This window comes from Streptomyces sp. NPDC001728 (assembly GCF_040297565.1).
Taxonomy (GTDB): Bacteria; Actinomycetota; Actinomycetes; order Streptomycetales; family Streptomycetaceae; genus Streptomyces.
In genome coordinates this window covers 430,250-448,156 of the sequence record NZ_JBEOZK010000001.1, presented here as the reverse complement: position 1 = coordinate 448,156, position 17,907 = coordinate 430,250, and the positions used below count along the sequence as shown (strand labels likewise).

Sequence of the window (17,907 nt, the reverse complement as noted above, 5' to 3'; positions counted from 1 at the left end):
CGGGGGGGGCGGTGGCCGACCGCCTGCCCGGTCAGCTCTCCTTGCGGAAGCCCTCCGCCGCCTTCAGGAACAGGTCGTTCGCCTCGGTCTCGCCGATCGTCACGCGCACGCCCTCACCCGCGAACGGCCGCACCATCACACCGTGGCGCTCGCACTCCGCCGCGAAGTCCATGGTCCGCTCGCCCAGCCGCAGCCAGACGAAGTTGGCCTGGGTGTCCGCCACGGTCCACCCCTGGGCCACCAGCCCCGCGTGGACCCGCTCGCGCTCGGCCACCAGGGAACCGACCCGCCCGAGCAGTTCGTCCTCGGCCCGCAGCGAGGCCACCGCCGCGTCCTGCGCCAGCTGGCTCACACCGAACGGCACCGCCGTCTTGCGCAGCGCCGCCGCCACCGGCTCATGGGCGACCGCGAAGCCGACCCGCAGCCCCGCCAGGCCGTACGCCTTGGAGAAGGTGCGCAGCACGGCGACGTTCGGCCGGTCGCGGTAGAGCTCGATGCCGTCCGGGATCTCCCCTCCTTCACCGGGGGTGGAACGGACGAACTCGCGGTACGCCTCGTCGATCACCACGAGGACGTCGGAGGGCACCCGGTCGAGGAAGCGCTCCAGCTCGGCCCGGCGCACGGCCGTGCCCGTGGGGTTGTTGGGATTGCAGACGAAGATCAGTCGGGTCCGGTCGGTGATCGCCGCGGCCATCGCGTCGAGGTCGTGCACCTCGCCGTCGGTCAGCGGCACCTGCACCGAGGTGGCACCGCTGATCTGCGTGATGATCGGATACGCCTCGAAGGAGCGCCAGGCGTAGATGACCTCGTCGCCGGGGCCCGAGGTCGCCTGGAGGAGCGACTGCGCGACGCCGACCGAGCCGGTGCCCGTCGCGATGTGGGAGACGGGCACGCCGAAGCGGTCGGCCAGCTCCTCGGTGAGCCCCGCGCAGGCCATGTCCGGGTAACGGTTGAAGCTCGCGGCGGCGGCCAGCGTGCTCTCCATGACCCCCGGCAGCGGCGGGTAGGGGTTCTCGTTGGAGGACAGCTTGAAGGCCACCGGGCCGCCCGAGGCCGCCGGCCTGCCCGGCTTGTAGGTGGGGACGCCGTCCAGCTCGGCGCGCAGCTTCGGGCTGCCCGTGCTCGTCCCGCTGGTCTCGCTCACAGTGTGGCCTCCTCGACCGTCCGTACCGCCAATGCTCCTCACCTTAAGAGGATTCGCTCCCGCTGCGAATGGGCTGTGGACAACAGGAGGGACACGCTGTGGAAACGACGGCCCCGGCAGGGTGCGTACGGAGTGCCCGGCGCGGCTGCGAAGCAGGGGGGGCGCGCGACTGGGTGGCGCGCGCGGGTGGCGGGCGCCGTGGCGCGCATCCCCCGTAGAGGTGAGTTGAGACCTCTTCGAGACCTCGCCCCCTCGCCAGGCCTACACCGTTCGACGAGCATGGAACCCACGGTAATGACCCTAACTGCCTTGGGTTCAGAGGCTCTTGGCACTCTTCGATCATGCAGAAACGTGCCTGCCACTGCCTGCATATGCGACCGGCTCAACCGCCCCTCGTCGCCCTACTATCGGCTCGCCATGACAGCAGCAGGGAAGCACCAGGTGAGCCGGGCACAGACCCGGGGAAACCGGCAGGGCCGGGCAGGCATCCGGGACGTGGCCGCCGCCGCCGGAGTCTCCATCACGACTGTCTCCGACGCGCTCAACGGCAAGGGCCGACTCCCCGACGCCACCCGGCGCCACGTCCGCGAAGTCGCCGACCGGCTGGGCTACCGCCCGTCCGCGGCGGCCCGCACGCTCCGCACCGGTAAGTCGGGACTCATCGGCCTGACCGTGACCACGTACGGGGATGAACCTTTCACCTTCACCGAATTCGCGTACTTCGCGGAGATGGCCAGAGCCGCCACATCGGCCGCACTCGCCCGGGGCTACGCCCTGGTCATCCTCCCCGCCACCTCCCGACATGACGTCTGGTCGAACGTCGCCCTCGACGGCACCGTCGTCATCGACCCCTCCGACCACGACCCGGTCGTGACCGAACTGGTCCGCCAGGGCCTGCCCGTCGTCTCCGACGGACGCCCCGCCGGCACCCTTCCGGTCACCGCCTGGGTCGACAACGACCACGAAGCCGCCGTCCTCGATCTGCTCGACCACCTCGCCGACGCCGGCGCCCGCCGCATCGGCCTCCTCACCGGAACCACCACCGACACGTACACCCGCCTGTCCACCACCGCGTACCTGAACTGGTGCGCACGGGTGGGCCAGGACCCCGTCTACGAGGCCTACCCGGCGCACGACCCGTGCGCGGGCGCCGTCGCGGCCGACCGGCTGCTCGCCCGACCGGACCGGCCCGACGCCGTGTACGGCCTCTTCGACCCCAACGGAACCGACCTCCTCGCGGCCGCGCGCCGCTACGGACTCCGCGTCCCGGACGACCTGCTGCTGGTGTGCTGCAGCGAGTCGACCGTCTACGCAACCACCGAACCGCCCATCACGACGCTCTCGCTCAAACCACGCCGGATCGGCACGGCCGTCGTCCAGCTCCTCATCGACGCCATCGAGGGGATCGACACCGACGGACCGGTCGAGCAGGTGATACCGACCGAACTCATCGTCCGCACCTCCTCGCAGCGCCGTTCACCCCGAACGACGGTCAGTCCACCGCGCCAACCCTCGAAGGACTGAACTCTCCGACGGGTCGTCACCCCACCGCCGTCCCGCCCCTGCCCGTGGGCCGGGACGGCGAAACCAGCCGGCACACCGGCCCCAACCCTGGACTGGACCTTCTCAATTCGGGCGAAACAACCGGTGAACCCGGAGTGGACCCGGATTCACCACCCCTGGTGCGTCACACAGGAGGACCCTCATTCCTATGATGGGCGCACGACATCGCGGGCCACCCCCACCAGGCCGGTCCGCGATGTGCAGGGCATCGCGACGGTGGTGGAGGGGTCCATGACTCAGGGGGCCGGGCAGGAGCCCGTGGCGCGCACGGCGACATTGCGTGACTTCCGTGTACCGCCGTACGCCCGTGTGCCCGTACAGGGCCACGCCACCGATCCGACGTCCACGGAGCCACTGCCGGTCCCGCCACCGGCCGAGACCCCACCCGCCGCACACCCGCCGCACCCCGAGCACGCCCCGCACCCGGCGCAGCCGCACCCCGCCGCGGCGTACGCGACCGCAGCGGCGAGCCCTCCCGCGACCGCAGCGGCACCCGCACCCGCGAGTCCTCCGGCGACCGCGCCGATGCCTGTGTCGGCACCCCCGACCGCACCCGCGCCCGCCCCCACCGCGCCGCTGCCCGCCGAGCCGACCCTGCTCCTCGGGCGCCGCACCACGCCCGCGTACGCCGTCGCGGCAGGCTCCTCCATCGTCTCCGTCGCCACCGGTCACCCCGGCAACCCCTTCCCGGAGGGCGACCTCCCCGAGGGGTACACCCCGACCGAGCGCGACCTCCCGATCATCAACCGCGGCGACACCGTCCAGGTCCCGGTCACCCCCGAGCCCGCCCCCGCCACCGAGCCCGCCCCCGGGAACGGCGAGGGACCCGGCCCGCTCTTCGTCGTCGGCGACGTCCACGGCTACCTCGACGAACTCGTCTCCGCCCTCCACGCCCAGGGCCTCATCGACGAGAACGGCAACTGGTCCGCCGGTAACGCCCGCCTCTGGTTCCTCGGCGACTTCACCGACCGCGGCCCCGACGGCATCGGCGTCATCGACCTGGTCATGCGCCTCTCCGCCGAGGCCGCCGCCGCCGGCGGCTACTGCAAGGCCCTCATGGGCAACCACGAGCTGCTGCTCATCGGCGCCAAGCGCTTCGGCGACACCCCGGTGAACTCCGGCGCGGGCACCGCCACCTTCCAGGCCGCCTGGCTGCTCAACGGCGGACAGAAGCACGACATGGACCGGCTCCAGGACGTCCACCTCCAGTGGATGTCCCGGCTCGACGCCGTGGTGAGCGAGGACGACCACCTCCTCCTGCACTCCGACACCACCGCGTACCTCGAGTACGGCCAGACCATCGAGGACGTCAACGACACGGTCCACGAGATCCTCAACCGGAACGACGCCGACGAGGTCTGGGACGTCTTCCGGAAGTTCACCAAGCGCTTCGCCTTCCGCGACGAGGGCGGCCCGCAGGCCGTTCAGGAGCTGCTCTCCACCTACGGCGGCCACCGGATCGTCCACGGCCACAGCCCGATCCCGTACCTCCTCGGCCAGGTCGGTACGGAGGACGGCGAGAGCGACGCGGGCCCGGTCGTCGACGGACCGCACGTGTACGCGGACGGTCTGGCGATCGCCATGGACGGCGGAGTGACCATGGCCGGAAAGCTGCTGGTCGTCCAACTCCCGCTGAACGGCTGAGGCATAACCCTGCGCATCCGGGGAAGTCGAATTCCGGAAACACCCTGTCAGCCTGTGGCATCACCGCAATACCATCGGGTCCATCCGTAGCAGGCTCTCCTCCGTTTCCGCCCAACCGACCGTTTCCCACGGCTGATCCGGGCCTACGGAGCATCGGGGGATGCACATGAACGTGGCTCCGCACCTGCTGACCGAGGACCGCGCCGAGTACGAGCGGGTCCTCGACGACGCACTGAGCACCGCCCACGCACGTCCGGATCTCGCCGGGGCCGGAACCCGGCTCAGCCTGGCGCAATTGCGTGCCCTCACGCTGAACGCGACCACCCTCGTCACCAGCGCGGCGGCGAGCGAGTACGACCACTACGTGAAGGTCCGCGAACAGCATCGCGCGGCCCTCGGGACCCGTACGCCGACGCCCTCCGACCCGCCGGGCCCCGGCGCGGGCGTCATCGCGGTCCTCACCGTCCTGGTACCCGTCCTCGCGGGCGCCGCCGCCGTCATATTCCTGCTGGTCGGCGCGGTCCTGCACGCCCTCGCCCCCACCGTGGTCTTCGGCGCGACCCTGCTCACGGCGGGCCTGGTCTTCGGCGTGGTGGCCGCCGCCGGGCTGCTCTTCGCAGCCGCCGGACTCCTCGTGACGGCCCTGCGCAACAGCCCGACGGAGGTGGGCGGCCCGCTCGGGGCGGCCCCGGACGACGAGCTGTCCCGCGCCCGCGAGGCCTGGCGCCTGGCCCTCCTGGAGCGCGGCATCCTGCCCTTCCTCCACGACGTCCTCGCCGCCACGTCCCCACCGGACCCCTGACCCGCACCGGCCCACGACACCCCCAGGGTCGCGGGCCGGCGCTACCGGGTGCCCCCGGTCACTCCGCCAGCGGCAGGTACACCCGATTGCCCGTCGCCGCGAACTCGGCCGACTTCGCGGCCATGCCCGCCGCGATCTCGTCCGCCTTCAGATCACCGCCGTGCTCCCGCCGGATGTCCTGCGAGATCTTCATCGAGCAGAACTTCGGACCGCACATGGAACAGAAGTGCGCGGTCTTCGCGGGCTCCGCCGGCAGGGTCTCGTCGTGGAACTCGCGGGCCGTGTCCGGGTCGAGCGCCAGGTTGAACTGGTCCTCCCAGCGGAACTCGAAGCGCGCGTCCGACAGCGCGTCGTCCCACTCCTGCGCGCCCGGGTGCCCCTTGGCGAGGTCCGCCGCGTGCGCCGCGATCTTGTACGTGATGACGCCGGTCTTCACGTCGTCCTTGTTCGGCAGGCCCAGGTGCTCCTTGGGCGTGACGTAGCAGAGCATCGCCGTGCCCCACCAGGCGATCATCGCCGCGCCGATGCCCGAGGTGATGTGGTCGTACGCGGGCGCCACGTCCGTGGTCAGCGGGCCGAGCGTGTAGAACGGCGCCTCCTCGCAGATCTCCTGCTGGAGGTCGATGTTCTCCTTGATCTTGTGCATCGGGACGTGCCCGGGGCCCTCGATCATCGTCTGCACGTTGTGGCGCTTGGCGATCGTGTTCAGCTCGCCGAGGGTGCGCAGCTCCGCGAACTGCGCCTCGTCGTTGGCGTCCGCGATCGACCCGGGCCGCAGGCCGTCGCCGAGCGAGTACGTGACGTCGTACGCCGCCAGGATCTCGCAGAGCTCCTCGAAGTTCGTGTAGAGGAAGTTCTCCTTGTGGTGCGCGAGGCACCAGGCGGCCATGATCGAGCCGCCGCGCGAGACGATGCCGGTCTTGCGGCGCGCGGTGAGCGGCACGTACGGCAGGAGTACGCCGGCGTGCACGGTCATGTAGTCCACGCCCTGCTCGGCCTGCTCGATGACCGTGTCCTTGTAGATCTCCCAGGTCAGGTCCTCGGCCCGGCCGTCGACCTTCTCCAGGGCCTGGTAGAGCGGCACGGTGCCGATCGGGACGGGGGAGTTGCGCAGGACCCACTCGCGGGTGGTGTGGATGTTGCGGCCGGTGGACAGGTCCATGACCGTGTCGGCGCCCCACTTGGTCGCCCAGGTCATCTTCTCCACCTCCTCCTCGATGGAGGAGGTGACGGCGGAGTTGCCGATGTTGGCGTTGACCTTCACCAGGAACCGCTTGCCGATGATCATCGGCTCGATCTCCGGGTGGTTGACGTTCGCCGGGAGCACGGCACGCCCGGCCGCGATCTCCTCCCGTACGACCTCGGGGGAGACGTTCTCCCGGATCGCCACGTACTCCATCTCCGGGGTGATCTCGCCCCGGCGGGCGTACGCGAGCTGGGTCACGGCCCCTCCGTCGCGGCCCCGGCGGGGCAGGCGCGGGCGGCCGGGGAAGACCGCGTCGAGGTTCTTCAGCCCGCCACCGCGCGGCGAGGTGTGCTTGATGCCGTCGTCCTCGGGGCGGGCCGGTCGGCCCGCGTACTCCTCGGTGTCGCCGCGCGCGATGATCCAGTTCTCGCGCAGCGGCGGAAGGCCCCGCCGGACGTCGGTGTCGACCGTGGGGTCGGTGTAAGGGCCGGACGTGTCGTACAGCGTGACGTCCTTGCCGTTGGTGAGGTGCACCTGACGGACCGGCACCCGCAGGTCCGGGCGCGAGCCCTGGACATACCCCTTGTGCCAGCCCGGCGTGCGTTCCCGCTCGTCGGCCACGTTCTGGCCGGAGGCAGGCGTGCGTGCATCCTGAATGGTCATGAGACCGATCTCCCTACGCCGGCATTACCCGGTAACAGGTTCGGCGGTCGGCGCAGCCTCCTCCCGTACGTACATCAGTACGCGCGTACGGTGATCAGCGCCCTCTCAGCCCGGTGCTCCGAGCTCCCGCGTGTGCAAAGGTGCCACCACGCTAGCGGCATCCCTGGCGTGCTGAACAGTGGGCCCCCGACGTTCTTGCGATGATCGGTCGGTGACTCTCCCCCAGCAGACTCCCGAGCCGCACGGCCACCACCACGGTCCGGACCAGGGTCCCGGCCACGGCGGGGGCCACGGTCCCGGCCCTGGCGGCGGCCACGGCGGCGGTCCCTCCCACGGGCACGGACACAGCCACAGCCACGGCCCCGCCGCCCCCGTCTCCCGTCATCTGCGCAGGGTCATCGCCGCGATCCTCATCCCGTTCGCGACGGCCGTCGTGGTCGGGCTCGCGGTCCTGTGGCCCGGCGGCGCCCCGGCCCACGAACGCACCGGCGTCGGCTTCGACCGGCAGACGGAACAGGGCGAGGTCGTCTCCGTGGAACAGGTCGACTGCGCCTCCGTGAACGCCGGGCAGGGCCCGACCGGGGACACCTCGGCCCCGGAGGGACGCAAGGCGGCCGACGCCCGGCAGGACCAGTGCGAGAAAGCGACGATCGAGGTCACCACCGGCCCTGAGAAGGGCCGGAAGTTCACCGAGATCATCCGGCCCGACGCGACGCGCCAACTGCACGAGGGGCAGGGCGTGGTGGTGGCGTACGCCCCCGACGCCCCCCGCGACCTGCAGTTCTCGGTGACGGACGTGAACCGCAAGGTCCCGATGGCCATCCTCGCCGGCATCTTCGCCCTCGCGGTGGTGCTCGTCGGCCGGATGCGTGGCGTGATGGCGCTCGTCGCGCTCGTCGTGAGCTTCCTGATCCTGACGTTCTTCATCCTGCCGGCGATCCTGGAGGGATCGAATCCGCTGGTCGTGGCGGTGGTCGGGTCGAGCGCGATCATGCTGATCGCGCTCTACATGTGCCACGGCCCCTCGGCCCGCACCTCGGTCGCGGTGCTGGGCACGCTGATCTCCCTGCTGCTCATCGGTCTGCTCGGCTCACTCTTCATCGGCTGGGCCTCGCTCACCGGCAACACCGACGACTACACCGGCCTGATCCACGGCCTGTACCCGGAGATCGACATGTCCGGCCTGCTGCTCGCCGGCATCATCATCGGTTCGCTCGGTGTGCTCGACGACGTGACGGTCACCCAGACCTCGGCGGTCTGGGAGCTGCACCAGGCCGATCCGGCCATGGGGCCGCGCGCCCTGTACCGGGCCGGTATCCGGATCGGCCGCGACCACATCGCCTCGGTCGTGAACACGCTCGTGCTGGCGTACGCGGGCGCCGCCCTCCCGCTGCTGCTGCTCTTCTCGATCGCGCAGAGCAGCACGGGGACGGTGGCCAACAGCGAGTTGGTCGCCGAGGAGATCGTCCGGACGCTCGTCGGGTCGATCGGTCTGGTCGCCTCCGTACCGGTCACCACGGTGCTCGCGGCCCTGGTCGTCTCCGCCGACCGGACGGCCCCCGGGGCCGACCCGGGAGCGGGCGGCCGTGCGGGAACGATCGGCCGACCGGGAGGCCCCAGGCCTGCCGGGGTACGGGGCGGACGTCGCCGTCGCGCCAAGTGACGAGCCGCCGGGTCGGCAGCGTCAGGCGGCCGGGGCACGCAGCCGGGACGGGCGGCGTCAGGCGGCCGGCCCGGCGTTCTCCTCGGCCAGAATCCGGCCCAGCGCAGCCTCCAGGTGATCTTCGAAGTCGCCGAGTGTCCGTTCCTGACCGAGCGGAACGAGCTTGTCCGTTCGGTCGAGGAAGGCGACGAGCGGCGGTGCGCTGGCCCGGAACAGGGCGCGGTCGCCGCCGACCTGGAGCCGGATGGAGACGTCCGAGAGCCCCTCGGGCTCCGTCGGGGCGATGTGCACATCGCCGTCCCCGCTCGGCCTGTTGATCCCGTCGAGCAGCAGTTCCCTGCCGAACGCCCAGGTCACCGGCGCGTCCCCGGGGAGGTGGAAGGTCATCCGCACCGCGTAGGGATCCCGGGTCTCATATCGCAGCTCGACAGGGATCTTGAAGGAGAGCTCCTCGGAGACGAGGAAGCTCATCAGGACCTCGGCCTGAACCGACTCTCGCATCATGTACCCCGCAGTAGATGAAGCAGTTGTGTAAACACAGCTGCTGAAAGCTGTGACCGAAACGGCCAGGAATGATCCCCCGTGGCCCTCTTGACGCAATCGTGCTGTAAGCGCTAGCAGATCACAAGGAGTGATTTTTCAGATACTGATAGAGAACGCGAACGACCCGAAGAGCCTTCCGATCTCCGTACGTAGCCGCTCAACTGCTGGGAGCAACCGTTCTTCCTGGTGAAGAGGGAGGGAAATCGCCATTGCGGCCGCCACGGAGCCCGCGGTGATGGGGATCGCGGCGCAGACCGTGCCGAGCGCATATTCCTGACGCTCCACCAGGGGCTCCATTCGCCCCAAACCGCCCAAACGATCCAAAAGGACATGGCGGTTACGCACCGTATACGGGGTGATGGCTTCGACCGGATGCCGGTCGAGGTGGTCTTGACGAGATTTCAGATCGAGTTGACTCAGCAGACATTGCCCGATCGCATGGGCGTGCCCGGTCTCGCGGAAGTCGGCCCATTCCTCCACTGCGGGGGCGGAAGGGGTGTCGGCGACGGCGACGAGCTCGATCTCGCCCTCGCGGTAGAGGGCGAAGTAGACCGGCACACCGATCTCGTCCCGCCAACGGGCAAGGGAGTCTTCGATCTTGATGCGACGATTCTGCACAGCTTCGCCGCCGGCCAGTCGGACGGCGGCCTCACCCAGCACGAACACGCCCTTCTCGCGGCGCAGATAGCCCTCGTGCGTCAGGGTGCGGAGCAGGTGGTACGTGGTGGGCAGCGGAAGGCCCGTCTCACGGGCGAGCTGTTTGGCCGGGGCGCCTTCCGGATGGGAGGCCACGGCCTCCAGAAGTCTCAGCGCACGCTGCACCGAGCCGATCAGGGTTGGCGCAGCCGTCTGCGTAGCCGTGGCCAAAGGTCACCCCCAGGCGTGACGACGGATGCATCGCACCCGCCCGCGGGGGCCGCCCCCGCGCGCCCGCCGGGCCTGGGAAACCGCTGGTCAGTAGGGAGGTCTACGTCTGTAGTCCCCAACACGGCGGAGAGATTCCACTCTAGTGGCAGCCCCTGGGCCGATGCTCTGATTCGACCAGCGCGTTCCCCCGGCCGGGCTAATCCCCTCCGTCGGCTTCATACCGATCAGTAGCTTGTGCTACCAGTCCTCTCGCGAGTGGTCCGAGGAGCTGAACTTCCTTACGACGTAGACCAGTCCGGCGACGAGGGCCACGAACAGCAGCACCTTGAAGAGCAGCCCGACCACGAAAGCCAGGACGCTGGTGATCAGTCCGCCGAAGACGAGCAGGGCGAGGGCCGGTATGGCGACCCACTTCACCCACCAGGGCAGCCCCGCGAGAATCTGCTGTACGGCCATCGTCCTGCCTCGCTCTCGAAGATCCGTTCCACGCACTCCGCGTCGAACACCTCCAAGCCTAGGGTCCGGACGTGACCCATGGGGGCCCTGCGGCCCCCGCTCTCCCCTGATCCGACCCCTAGGGGCTCAGGACCTCCCGGAGCATCGGGCCTCAGGGGCCCGCCCGGGGCGTCAGGATTCGTGGACCTCCCCGGAGCCTCACGCCTCCGGCGGCGAGAAGACCACCATCACCCGCAGGTCCTCGCTGATGTGGTGGAATCTGTGCTCCTCCCCCGCCGGCACATAGACCACGCTGCCCCGCGCCACCTGCGTCGTCTCCGTCCCCACTGTGATCGCCGCCCGGCCGCTCACCACGAAGTACACCTCGTCCTGGCGGTGCGGCTGCTGCGGGTCGAGCTCCCCGGCGTCCAGCGCGTACAGGCCCACCGACATGTTCCGCTCACGCAGGAACTGGAGGTACGCGCCCTGGTTCGCGGCACGTTCCGCTTCCAGTTCGTCCAGTCGGAATGCCTTCATCGCCTGTCAGCCCCTGCCGTCGGCCCGATCGTGTCTGTCACGATCAGACACATGATGAATTTTCTAGTCAAGACTCTCGCCAACGCGGGCGCCCTCGGGGTCGCCATCTGGCTCCTCGAGGACATCACTCTGACCGGTGAAAGCACCGGCAAGAAGGCCCTGACCCTCATTCTCGTCGCCCTGGTCTTCGGGCTCGTGAACGTCCTGGTCAAGCCGGTCGTCAAGCTTCTGACACTTCCTCTCTTCATTCTGACCCTCGGCCTGATCACCCTGGTGGTCAACGCCCTGATGCTGTTGCTCACCTCGTGGCTGGCCGAGCAGTTCAACCTCAGCTTCCACGTGGAGGGCTTCTGGACCGCCGTCCTCGGCGGCCTGATCATCTCCGTGGTGTCCTGGGCACTGAACGTCGTGCTCCCCGACAGTGACTGAGTGCGGCCGGTGACCTATCGCGTCTGTTTCGTCTGCACGGGCAACATCTGCCGCTCGCCGATGGCCGAGCACGTGTTCCGCAGACATGTGGAGGACGCCGGCCTCGGCGATGTGGTGGAGGTCGACAGCGCCGGCACCGGCGGCTGGCACGAGGGCGACGCCGCCGACCCCCGTACCGTCTCCGTCCTCGACGAGAACGGCTATACCTCCGCGCACACCGCACGCCGGTTCCGGGCCTCCTGGTTCCCGGACCTGGACCTGGTGATCGCGCTGGACGAAGGGCACCTGCGGGAACTCCGCGCGCTCGCCCGCACCCCCGAGGAAGCGGCGCGGATACGACTGCTGCGCTCCTACGACCCCGCCGCCGGGGACGCGCTCGACGTCCCGGACCCGTACTACGGGGACCGCCGGGGCTTCGAGGAGTGCCTCGACATGGTGGAAGCCGCGAGCGGAGGACTGCTCGCGGCCGTACGCCTGGAACTGGAGGACCGGACACCGTGAGCGACATGGACATCGGCGACGGCACGCGTGCCGTGCGGGCCGGACTTCCCGAGCCGGTGAAGTACGAGCCGACCCTGCCGGGGCCGGTCTTCGCCGCGCACTTCCACCTGCCGGGCGAGCCGACCGGGCCGTACACCTACGGCCGCGACGAGAACCCGACCTGGACCCACCTGGAGCGGGCGATCGGCGAGCTGGAGGCGCCGGGGGAGCAGGGCGTCGAGACGCTGGTCTTCGCCTCCGGCATGGCCGCGATCTCCGCCGTCCTCTTCTCCCAGCTGAGGGCGGGCGACGCGGTGGTACTGCCCTCCGACGGCTACCAGGCCCTGTCGCTGCTGCACGAGCAACTGCGGGCGTACGGCATCGGGGTCCGCACCGCGCCGACCGGTGGCGACGGCCAGCTCGCCGTGCTCGCCGGGGCCAAGCTGCTGTGGATCGAGACCCCGTCCAACCCCGGGCTCGACGTCTGCGACATCCGCCGGCTGGTGGCCGAGGCCCGTGCCGCGGGGGCGCTCGTGGCCGTCGACAACACCCTCGCCACCCCGCTCGGACAGCGACCGCTCGATCTGGGCGCGGACTTCTCCGTCGCCAGCGACACCAAGGGCATGACCGGGCACGGGGACATCCTGCTCGGTCACGTCAGCTGCCGTGATCCCGAGCGCGCGGCGGAGGTACGGCGGTGGCGCAAGGTCGTCGGCGCCATCCCCGGACCCATGGAGGCCTGGCTCGCGCACCGTTCGCTCGCCACGCTCCAGCTGCGGATCGACCGGCAGTGCTCCACGGCGCTCGCGCTCGCGCGGACGCTCGCCGGGCGCGCGGACGTGACCGGGCTGCGATACCCGGGACTGCCCGACGATCCCTCGCACGCGGTGGCCGCCCGGCAGATGCGGCGCTTCGGGCCGGTGGTCTCCTTCGAACTGGCCGGCCGTGAGCGGGCGGAGCGGTTCCTCGACGCGCTGCGGCTCGTGGACGAGGCCACCAGTTTCGGCGGTGTGCGTTCCACGGCGGAGCGGCGCGGGCGCTGGGGCGGTGACGCGGTCGCGGAGGGTTTCATCCGCTTCTCGGTGGGCGCCGAGGACCCTGAGGACCTGATCGCCGATGTGCTGGGGGCGCTCGACGAGGCCGGGGGAGCCGCCTGAGACGGCACCCCGCCGCCCGTCGGGCGCACGGAACGGGGCGCTCCGAGCCTCCCCCCTCGTGGCTCGGAACGCCCTCGTTCCCACGCGCGGAGACCGCCTGAGCAAGGCTAGTTGACTGTGCGTCAGTGTCCAATCACGGTAGCGACAGAGACCTATCGACTTATTTATAGTTGGACGGTCCTGAGGCGCAGTCAGCCGACCGCCTGAGTCGAACGGCCGCACGGCCGGGAGGGGGCGGACATGGATCTGGCCCTGCTGCGCACGTTCGTCACGGTGCACCGGGCCGGCTCCTTCACCCGCGCCGCCGCGCTCCTCGGGCTCTCCCAGCCGGCCGTCACCAGCCAGATCAGGACCCTGGAACGGCAGCTCGGCCGGCCGCTCTTCCTCAGACAGGCCCGCGGGGTCACACCGACCACCGTCGGCGACGAGCTCGCCCATCGGGCCGCTCCCCACCTGGACGCCCTCGTCGAGATCGCCGACACCGGCCTCGACGGGGAGAGCGGCGTCCGTACCCTCCACGTCGCCGGGCCTCCGGAGTTCACCGCGCTCCGCGTGCTGCCCGCCCTGACCCCGCTGGTCGAGCAGGGTCTCGCCGTACGGGCGTCCTTCCTCGGGAACACGGCGGAGATCCTCGACGGTCTCGCCGCCGGCCACCACGACCTGGCCGTCGCCACCGCCCGCCCGCGCGGCGGTCTGCTCGTCGCCACCCCGCTCTGCGACGAGGAGTACGTCCTGGTCGCCGCCCCCCGCTGGGCGGCCCGCCTCACCCCCGACGTGCTCCTCGACAAGGGCGCGGTGGTCCTCGAACAGCTTCCGGTGGTCGAGGTGCACGAGTCGCTGCCGTTCGTCGCCCGCTACTGGGCGAGCGTCTTCGAGACCAAGCCGGCGGTGTCCGCCACCGTCATAGCTCCTGACCTGCGGGCCGTACGCGAGTCCGCCGCCTCGGGCGCCGGGCTCGCCGTGCTGCCCCGTTACCTCTGCGAGGAGGCCCTGGCACAGGGGCGGCTCGTGGCGCTGCTCGACCCTCCGGTCCCTCCGCTGCGGACGTACTTCCTGGTCGCGCGGACGGGGACGCTCGCGCTGTCGCTCCTCGCGAAGGCTCATGAGCGCCTCCTGCGGGCCGCCGGGGACTGGTGAGTTTCAGGACACCCTGAACGGGCCATTTTCTTCCCATGAACGAACGGCCCGTGATCAAGCGCACCGCACGCGCCATCCTCCTCGACGGCGACGACCTCGTCCTCATCAAACGCACCAAGCCGGGGATGGATCCCTACTGGCTCACGCCCGGCGGCGGCGTGGAACCCTCCGACAGCACCGTCGTCGAGGCCCTGCACCGCGAGGTGCACGAGGAGCTCGGCGCCAAGATCACCGATGTGGTGCCCTGCTTCGTCGACACCGTCGAGCACATCGTCGACGGCGGGGTCTCCGGGGTGAAGGTCCAGCACTTCTTCGTGTGCCGGCTCGACTCCATGGACACCTCGCTGCGCCACGGACCCGAGATGGAGGAACCGGTCGGCGAGTACGAGATCGTCCGGATCCCGTTCAGCCGGATCGGTATCGCGGCCGTGCACCTCGTCCCCCTCTCCCTGCGCCACTACCTCGACGGCAACATCGAGGGCGTCCGGGCGATGCACGCCCCCGACCTGGGCTGATCGGCCGGGGTGAGCTCCGCGAGGAAGTCGTGCCGGATGCGCTCCACGGGGACCCCCGCTCCCCGCAGCGCGTCCACACCACGGCGGACCATGCCGAGCGGCCCCGACAGATAGGCGTCGCGTTCGTCCCAGGGGCCCAGGCTGCACACCGCCTCCGGAAGCCGGCCCTGCTCCTCGGTGACCGGATGGACCGAGAGCCACGGGAAGGTCCTCTGCAGCCGCAGCATGGTGTCCATGTCGTAGAGGTCATGGCCGCTGCGCGCCCCGTAGAACACGTCGACGGGGCGCCGGTCCCCGTGCTCGGCGACGTCCTCGACCAGCGCCTTGATCGGCGCTATCCCGGTGCCGCCGCCCACGCAGAGCAGCCCGGTGTCCGTGGCGTGGTCGACCGTCATGGAGCCGGCCGGCGGGCCCAGCCGCAGCACGTCACCCGGACGTGCTCGGTGGACCAGCGCGTTGGACACCCACCCGGCCGGAACCGCCTTCACATGGAGGGAGAGCAGCCCGTCGGGCCGGGGCGCCGAGGCGAAGGAGTAGTGCCGCCAGATCCGCGGCCACCACGGGGTCTCCAGCGTCGTGTACTGCCCCGCGAGGAAGGGATACGGCTGGTCGGTGCGGAGCGTGACGACGGCGACGTCGGAGGTGCGCAGGTCGTGGGAGACGACCTCGGCGTGCCACCAGGCGGGCGCCGACCGCTCGTCCTCCGCCGCCGCGTCGATCATGATCTGCGAGATCTTCGTGTACGTCCGCACCCAGGCCGCCTCGGTCTCCTGGTCCCAGGTCGTCGACGCGTAGCGGACGAGCGCCCCGATGAGGGCCTCGCCGACGGCCGGGTAGTGGGTGGAGCGGGTGCCGTACTTACGGTGCCCCCGGCCGAGGTTCTCCAGGTACGCGGCGAGCACCGGGGCGTCGTCCAGATGCTCCGCCGCCGTCAGGAGGGCACTCAGAAGCCGGTCCCGCTGGGTGTCCATGGCGACGGGGAACATCTCGCGCAGCTCGGGGTTCCGGATGAAGAGCAGGGCGTAGAAGTACGAGGTCACCCGGTCGGCGACCGGCGCGATCTCCTCCAGGGTCCGTCGGACGAGCACGGCATCGGCTGACGGTCCAGCGGTGGTGGCGGACGCCGCGCTGGTGGTGGCGGACGCCGGCCCGGTGATGGCGGGCGCTCCACCGGTCGTGGCGGGCGCCGCCCCGGATATCCGGGGTTCGTTCGTGGTCTCCGGGGACGCCGGCCAGTCCGTCGGGGTCGTCTGCCCGTCCGGCACCCCAGGCTCGTACGTGTGCGTCGACCCGGGCTCGCGGCCGTCCGCGGCCCCCGCTGCCCTCGTGGTGGTCGGAGCGTCCATCATGTGCCTCGCCCTCGCGCTGGCCGACTTCCGTGGTCGCAGCATGGGGCCTCCGGCCCCCGGTTCGGACGGAAAGCGGCGTTCTCGGGCCAAACGGCAGGGATTCTGGTTAAGCTGCGCGGTTTTGGACGAGGGCGTAGGCCTCGCGCAGATCGCCCCCGGTGTAGCTGTGCAGGGAGAGCCCGGCGAGATGGTGGTCCGCGTTCACGGCCACGGTCTCCGGCACGATCGCGAAGAGTTCCGCGTCGGACATCGAGTCCCCGTAGGCGACGCAGTCGACCGGGTCGACCCCGTACTCCTCGCAGAGCCCGCGCGCGATCCGCACCTTCGCCCTCGCATCGAGGATGGAGGGGCGGTGGATCTTCTCGGTGAAGGGGACGGCCGGCCAACGCGAGCCGTGCGCCGCGTCCGCGCCCCAGTCGAGCAGCCGCTCGACGAAGAAGTGGGGCGAGAGGGAGATGACCGCACAGCGGTCGCCCCGCTCCCGGATATCGGCCCAGACCTCACGGATGCCGGTCAGCCACGGCGCCCCTTCGAAGGCCGCCGCGACCTGCTCCACGGTGAGCTCCGCCCAGAGCGCGCGAGCCCGGACGGCGAACTCGTCCGGGGTGAGCCCGCGCAGGAAGCCCTCCTCCAGGGCGGCGATCTCATCGACGAGACCCAGCTGCCGGGAGATCTCCACGGCGGCCGCCGATCCTCGGATCAGGGTGCCGTCGAGGTCGAAGAGGTGGAGTCGTCGCGTTCGAGGTTTCACGTGAAACATCGTCTCCATGCCATGGGGCGGAATCAACGCCCCTCCGGTATCGGCCAGATCCGGTAAAGCGGTGGACGGATGATCACCGCGTCGGACAGCCTGCAACCATGCCGACTTCCCCCTCTTCGCTCGTGCACCTCCCCGTCCGGCGCCTCACCTCGGACGACCTCCTCGCCTGCTCCGACCTCTCCGAGAACCGGGGCTGGCTGCGCGAGGAGCACAAGTGGGGACTGTTGCTCACCGCGGGGACCGGGTACGGCATCGACGACCCGGACGGCCAGGGACTGGCCGCCTCCTGCATCGTCACGTCGTACGGCCCCGACCTCGCGGCGATCGGCATGGTGCTCGTCGCCGAACGCCACGCACGCCAAGGGCTGGGACGCCGGCTCATGCAGCACGTCCTGGCGGAAGCCGGGGACACCCCGCTCACCCTGCACGCCACGCCGAACGGGCAGCCGCTCTACGAACAGCTCGGCTTCTCCCAGATCGGCCGGGCGGAGATGGTGCGCGGCCGGTTCACCTTCGCCACGCCCGCACCGGCCGTTCCGGTCCGCGCGGCGACGGCGGAGGACATCCAGGCGATCCTGCGCCTCGACCACGAGGTCTTCGGCCTCGACCGCACCCATGTCATCACCCGGCTCCCCGCGTTCGCGGACCACCTGCGGGTGGCGGAGGAGAACGGCGAGATCACCGGCTTCGCGGCGGCCTGGCCCAACATGGACACCCACGTCATCGGGCCCCTGATCGCCCGCGACCCGGCCACCGCGCAGGCGCTGATCGCCTCGCTGGCGACCGCGAGCGACCGACCGCTGCGTACGGACATCGACGTGCGCCACACGGAGCTGCTGAGCTGGCTGAAGGAGAACGGCGTCGAGTCGATCGTCTTCAACTCGGTGATGATCCGCTCCCTCCCGGACCTCCCGGGCGACTGGGTCCGCCGCTTCGCACCGCTGACGGTCGCGGCCGGCTGACCCGGGGCGGCGCCGGAGCAGCACCTCCACTGAACAATTACTTGCAGACGCGCATTATTGCGCCAGATCGT

The 17,907-nt window shown here is 70.6% G+C and carries 18 protein-coding genes; 10 read left to right on the top strand and 8 right to left on the bottom strand.

The features are described 5' to 3' along the window. Positions 1–31 precede the first annotated feature (31 nt). The gene (gene hisC / locus ABT154_RS01985) at positions 32–1,144 is read right to left on the bottom strand and encodes a histidinol-phosphate transaminase (RefSeq protein WP_351851617.1); all 1,113 of its coding nucleotides are present in this window, start codon (positions 1,142–1,144) and stop codon (positions 32–34) included. Between the two features lie 417 nt (positions 1,145–1,561). Here hisC and ABT154_RS01980 point away from each other — a divergent pair, with 417 nt between their 5' ends. From ABT154_RS01980 to ABT154_RS01970, 3 genes are all read left to right on the top strand, one after another. After that, positions 1,562–2,668 carry a LacI family DNA-binding transcriptional regulator gene (locus ABT154_RS01980; protein WP_351851614.1) on the top strand — a complete coding sequence of 369 codons (1,107 nt, stop codon included), beginning with the start codon at positions 1,562–1,564 and terminating at the stop codon, positions 2,666–2,668. A 270-nt stretch (positions 2,669–2,938) separates the two neighbouring features. Beyond that, entirely contained in the window at positions 2,939–4,351 is a 1,413-nt protein-coding gene (locus tag ABT154_RS01975; RefSeq protein ID WP_502969417.1) for a metallophosphoesterase, read from the top strand. Positions 4,352–4,511: 160 nt separating this feature from the next. Then, a complete protein-coding gene (locus ABT154_RS01970) occupies positions 4,512–5,153 on the top strand; it encodes a hypothetical protein (RefSeq protein ID WP_351851611.1) in 642 nt (213 codons plus the stop codon). 58 nt (positions 5,154–5,211) lie between these two features. On the opposite strand, the gene thiC is transcribed toward ABT154_RS01970, so the two are convergent. After that, positions 5,212–7,002 (bottom strand): phosphomethylpyrimidine synthase ThiC, encoded by a 1,791-nt coding sequence (thiC, locus tag ABT154_RS01965; RefSeq protein WP_351851608.1) that lies wholly within the window; start codon positions 7,000–7,002, stop codon positions 5,212–5,214. A 211-nt stretch (positions 7,003–7,213) separates the two neighbouring features. Between thiC and ABT154_RS01960 the strand changes: the two genes are divergently transcribed. Continuing rightward, complete coding sequence (locus ABT154_RS01960; RefSeq protein ID WP_351851605.1) at positions 7,214–8,665, top strand: YibE/F family protein; 1,452 nt, start codon at positions 7,214–7,216, stop codon at positions 8,663–8,665. Between the two features lie 57 nt (positions 8,666–8,722). Here ABT154_RS01960 and ABT154_RS01955 read toward each other — a convergent pair whose 3' ends face one another. The 4 genes from ABT154_RS01955 to ABT154_RS01940 form a co-directional block, all read right to left on the bottom strand. Beyond that, entirely contained in the window at positions 8,723–9,166 is a 444-nt protein-coding gene (locus ABT154_RS01955) for an SsgA family sporulation/cell division regulator (RefSeq protein ID WP_317876326.1), read from the bottom strand. A gap of 138 nt (positions 9,167–9,304) precedes the next feature. Further along, a complete protein-coding gene (locus ABT154_RS01950) occupies positions 9,305–10,075 on the bottom strand; it encodes an IclR family transcriptional regulator (RefSeq protein ID WP_351851602.1) in 771 nt (256 codons plus the stop codon). A gap of 237 nt (positions 10,076–10,312) precedes the next feature. Then, positions 10,313–10,531, bottom strand: a complete 219-nt coding sequence (locus ABT154_RS01945; protein WP_351851599.1) for a DUF5326 family protein — start codon at positions 10,529–10,531, stop codon at positions 10,313–10,315. Positions 10,532–10,729: 198 nt separating this feature from the next. Continuing rightward, entirely contained in the window at positions 10,730–11,047 is a 318-nt protein-coding gene (locus ABT154_RS01940; protein ID WP_317876319.1) for a cupin domain-containing protein, read from the bottom strand. A gap of 51 nt (positions 11,048–11,098) precedes the next feature. On the opposite strand from ABT154_RS01940, the gene ABT154_RS01935 reads away from it, so the two are divergent. The 5 genes from ABT154_RS01935 (at position 11,099) to ABT154_RS01915 (ending at position 14,765) form a co-directional block, all read left to right on the top strand. Then, complete coding sequence (locus ABT154_RS01935; protein WP_351851597.1) at positions 11,099–11,476, top strand: phage holin family protein; 378 nt, start codon at positions 11,099–11,101, stop codon at positions 11,474–11,476. 9 nt (positions 11,477–11,485) lie between these two features. After that, entirely contained in the window at positions 11,486–11,977 is a 492-nt protein-coding gene (locus tag ABT154_RS01930; RefSeq protein ID WP_351851595.1) for a low molecular weight protein-tyrosine-phosphatase, read from the top strand. Between the two features lie 5 nt (positions 11,978–11,982). Then, the gene (locus tag ABT154_RS01925) at positions 11,983–13,113 is read left to right on the top strand and encodes a cystathionine gamma-lyase (protein ID WP_502969426.1); all 1,131 of its coding nucleotides are present in this window, start codon (positions 11,983–11,985) and stop codon (positions 13,111–13,113) included. A gap of 240 nt (positions 13,114–13,353) precedes the next feature. After that, positions 13,354–14,250 (top strand): LysR family transcriptional regulator, encoded by an 897-nt coding sequence (locus ABT154_RS01920; protein WP_351851590.1) that lies wholly within the window; start codon positions 13,354–13,356, stop codon positions 14,248–14,250. Between the two features lie 35 nt (positions 14,251–14,285). Then, entirely contained in the window at positions 14,286–14,765 is a 480-nt protein-coding gene (locus tag ABT154_RS01915) for an NUDIX domain-containing protein (RefSeq protein WP_351851587.1), read from the top strand. Here the strand turns inward: ABT154_RS01915 and ABT154_RS01910 are convergent. Continuing rightward, positions 14,708–16,114 (bottom strand): globin domain-containing protein, encoded by a 1,407-nt coding sequence (locus ABT154_RS01910; protein ID WP_351851585.1) that lies wholly within the window; start codon positions 16,112–16,114, stop codon positions 14,708–14,710. The two genes, ABT154_RS01915 and ABT154_RS01910, sit on opposite strands and share 58 nt — an antisense overlap. Before the next feature lie 106 nt (positions 16,115–16,220). After that, positions 16,221–16,874, bottom strand: a complete 654-nt coding sequence (locus tag ABT154_RS01905; RefSeq protein WP_351852026.1) for an HAD family hydrolase — start codon at positions 16,872–16,874, stop codon at positions 16,221–16,223. A gap of 98 nt (positions 16,875–16,972) precedes the next feature. Here ABT154_RS01905 and ABT154_RS01900 point away from each other — a divergent pair, with 98 nt between their 5' ends. Further along, positions 16,973–17,836 carry a GNAT family N-acetyltransferase gene (locus ABT154_RS01900; protein WP_351851582.1) on the top strand — a complete coding sequence of 288 codons (864 nt, stop codon included), beginning with the start codon at positions 16,973–16,975 and terminating at the stop codon, positions 17,834–17,836. The last annotated feature ends 71 nt before the right edge of the window (positions 17,837–17,907 follow it).

Bases quoted from the DNA above. Each gene is read 5' to 3' on its own strand.
- ABT154_RS01980 (WP_351851614.1), top strand. From the start codon at position 1,562: ATGACAGCAGCAGGGAAGCACCAGGTGAGCCGGGCACAGACCCGGGGA.
- ABT154_RS01975 (WP_502969417.1), top strand. From the start codon at position 2,939: ATGACTCAGGGGGCCGGGCAGGAGCCCGTGGCGCGCACGGCGACATTG.
- ABT154_RS01970 (WP_351851611.1), top strand. From the start codon at position 4,512: ATGCACATGAACGTGGCTCCGCACCTGCTGACCGAGGACCGCGCCGAG.
- thiC (WP_351851608.1), bottom strand. From the start codon at position 7,002: ATGACCATTCAGGATGCACGCACGCCTGCCTCCGGCCAGAACGTGGCC.
- ABT154_RS01955 (WP_317876326.1), bottom strand. From the start codon at position 9,166: ATGCGAGAGTCGGTTCAGGCCGAGGTCCTGATGAGCTTCCTCGTCTCC.
- ABT154_RS01945 (WP_351851599.1), bottom strand. From the start codon at position 10,531: ATGGCCGTACAGCAGATTCTCGCGGGGCTGCCCTGGTGGGTGAAGTGG.
- ABT154_RS01940 (WP_317876319.1), bottom strand. From the start codon at position 11,047: ATGAAGGCATTCCGACTGGACGAACTGGAAGCGGAACGTGCCGCGAAC.
- ABT154_RS01935 (WP_351851597.1), top strand. From the start codon at position 11,099: ATGATGAATTTTCTAGTCAAGACTCTCGCCAACGCGGGCGCCCTCGGG.
- ABT154_RS01925 (WP_502969426.1), top strand. From the start codon at position 11,983: ATGGACATCGGCGACGGCACGCGTGCCGTGCGGGCCGGACTTCCCGAG.
- ABT154_RS01920 (WP_351851590.1), top strand. From the start codon at position 13,354: ATGGATCTGGCCCTGCTGCGCACGTTCGTCACGGTGCACCGGGCCGGC.
- ABT154_RS01915 (WP_351851587.1), top strand. From the start codon at position 14,286: ATGAACGAACGGCCCGTGATCAAGCGCACCGCACGCGCCATCCTCCTC.
- ABT154_RS01910 (WP_351851585.1), bottom strand. From the start codon at position 16,114: ATGATGGACGCTCCGACCACCACGAGGGCAGCGGGGGCCGCGGACGGC.
- ABT154_RS01905 (WP_351852026.1), bottom strand. From the start codon at position 16,874: ATGTTTCACGTGAAACCTCGAACGCGACGACTCCACCTCTTCGACCTC.
- ABT154_RS01900 (WP_351851582.1), top strand. From the start codon at position 16,973: ATGCCGACTTCCCCCTCTTCGCTCGTGCACCTCCCCGTCCGGCGCCTC.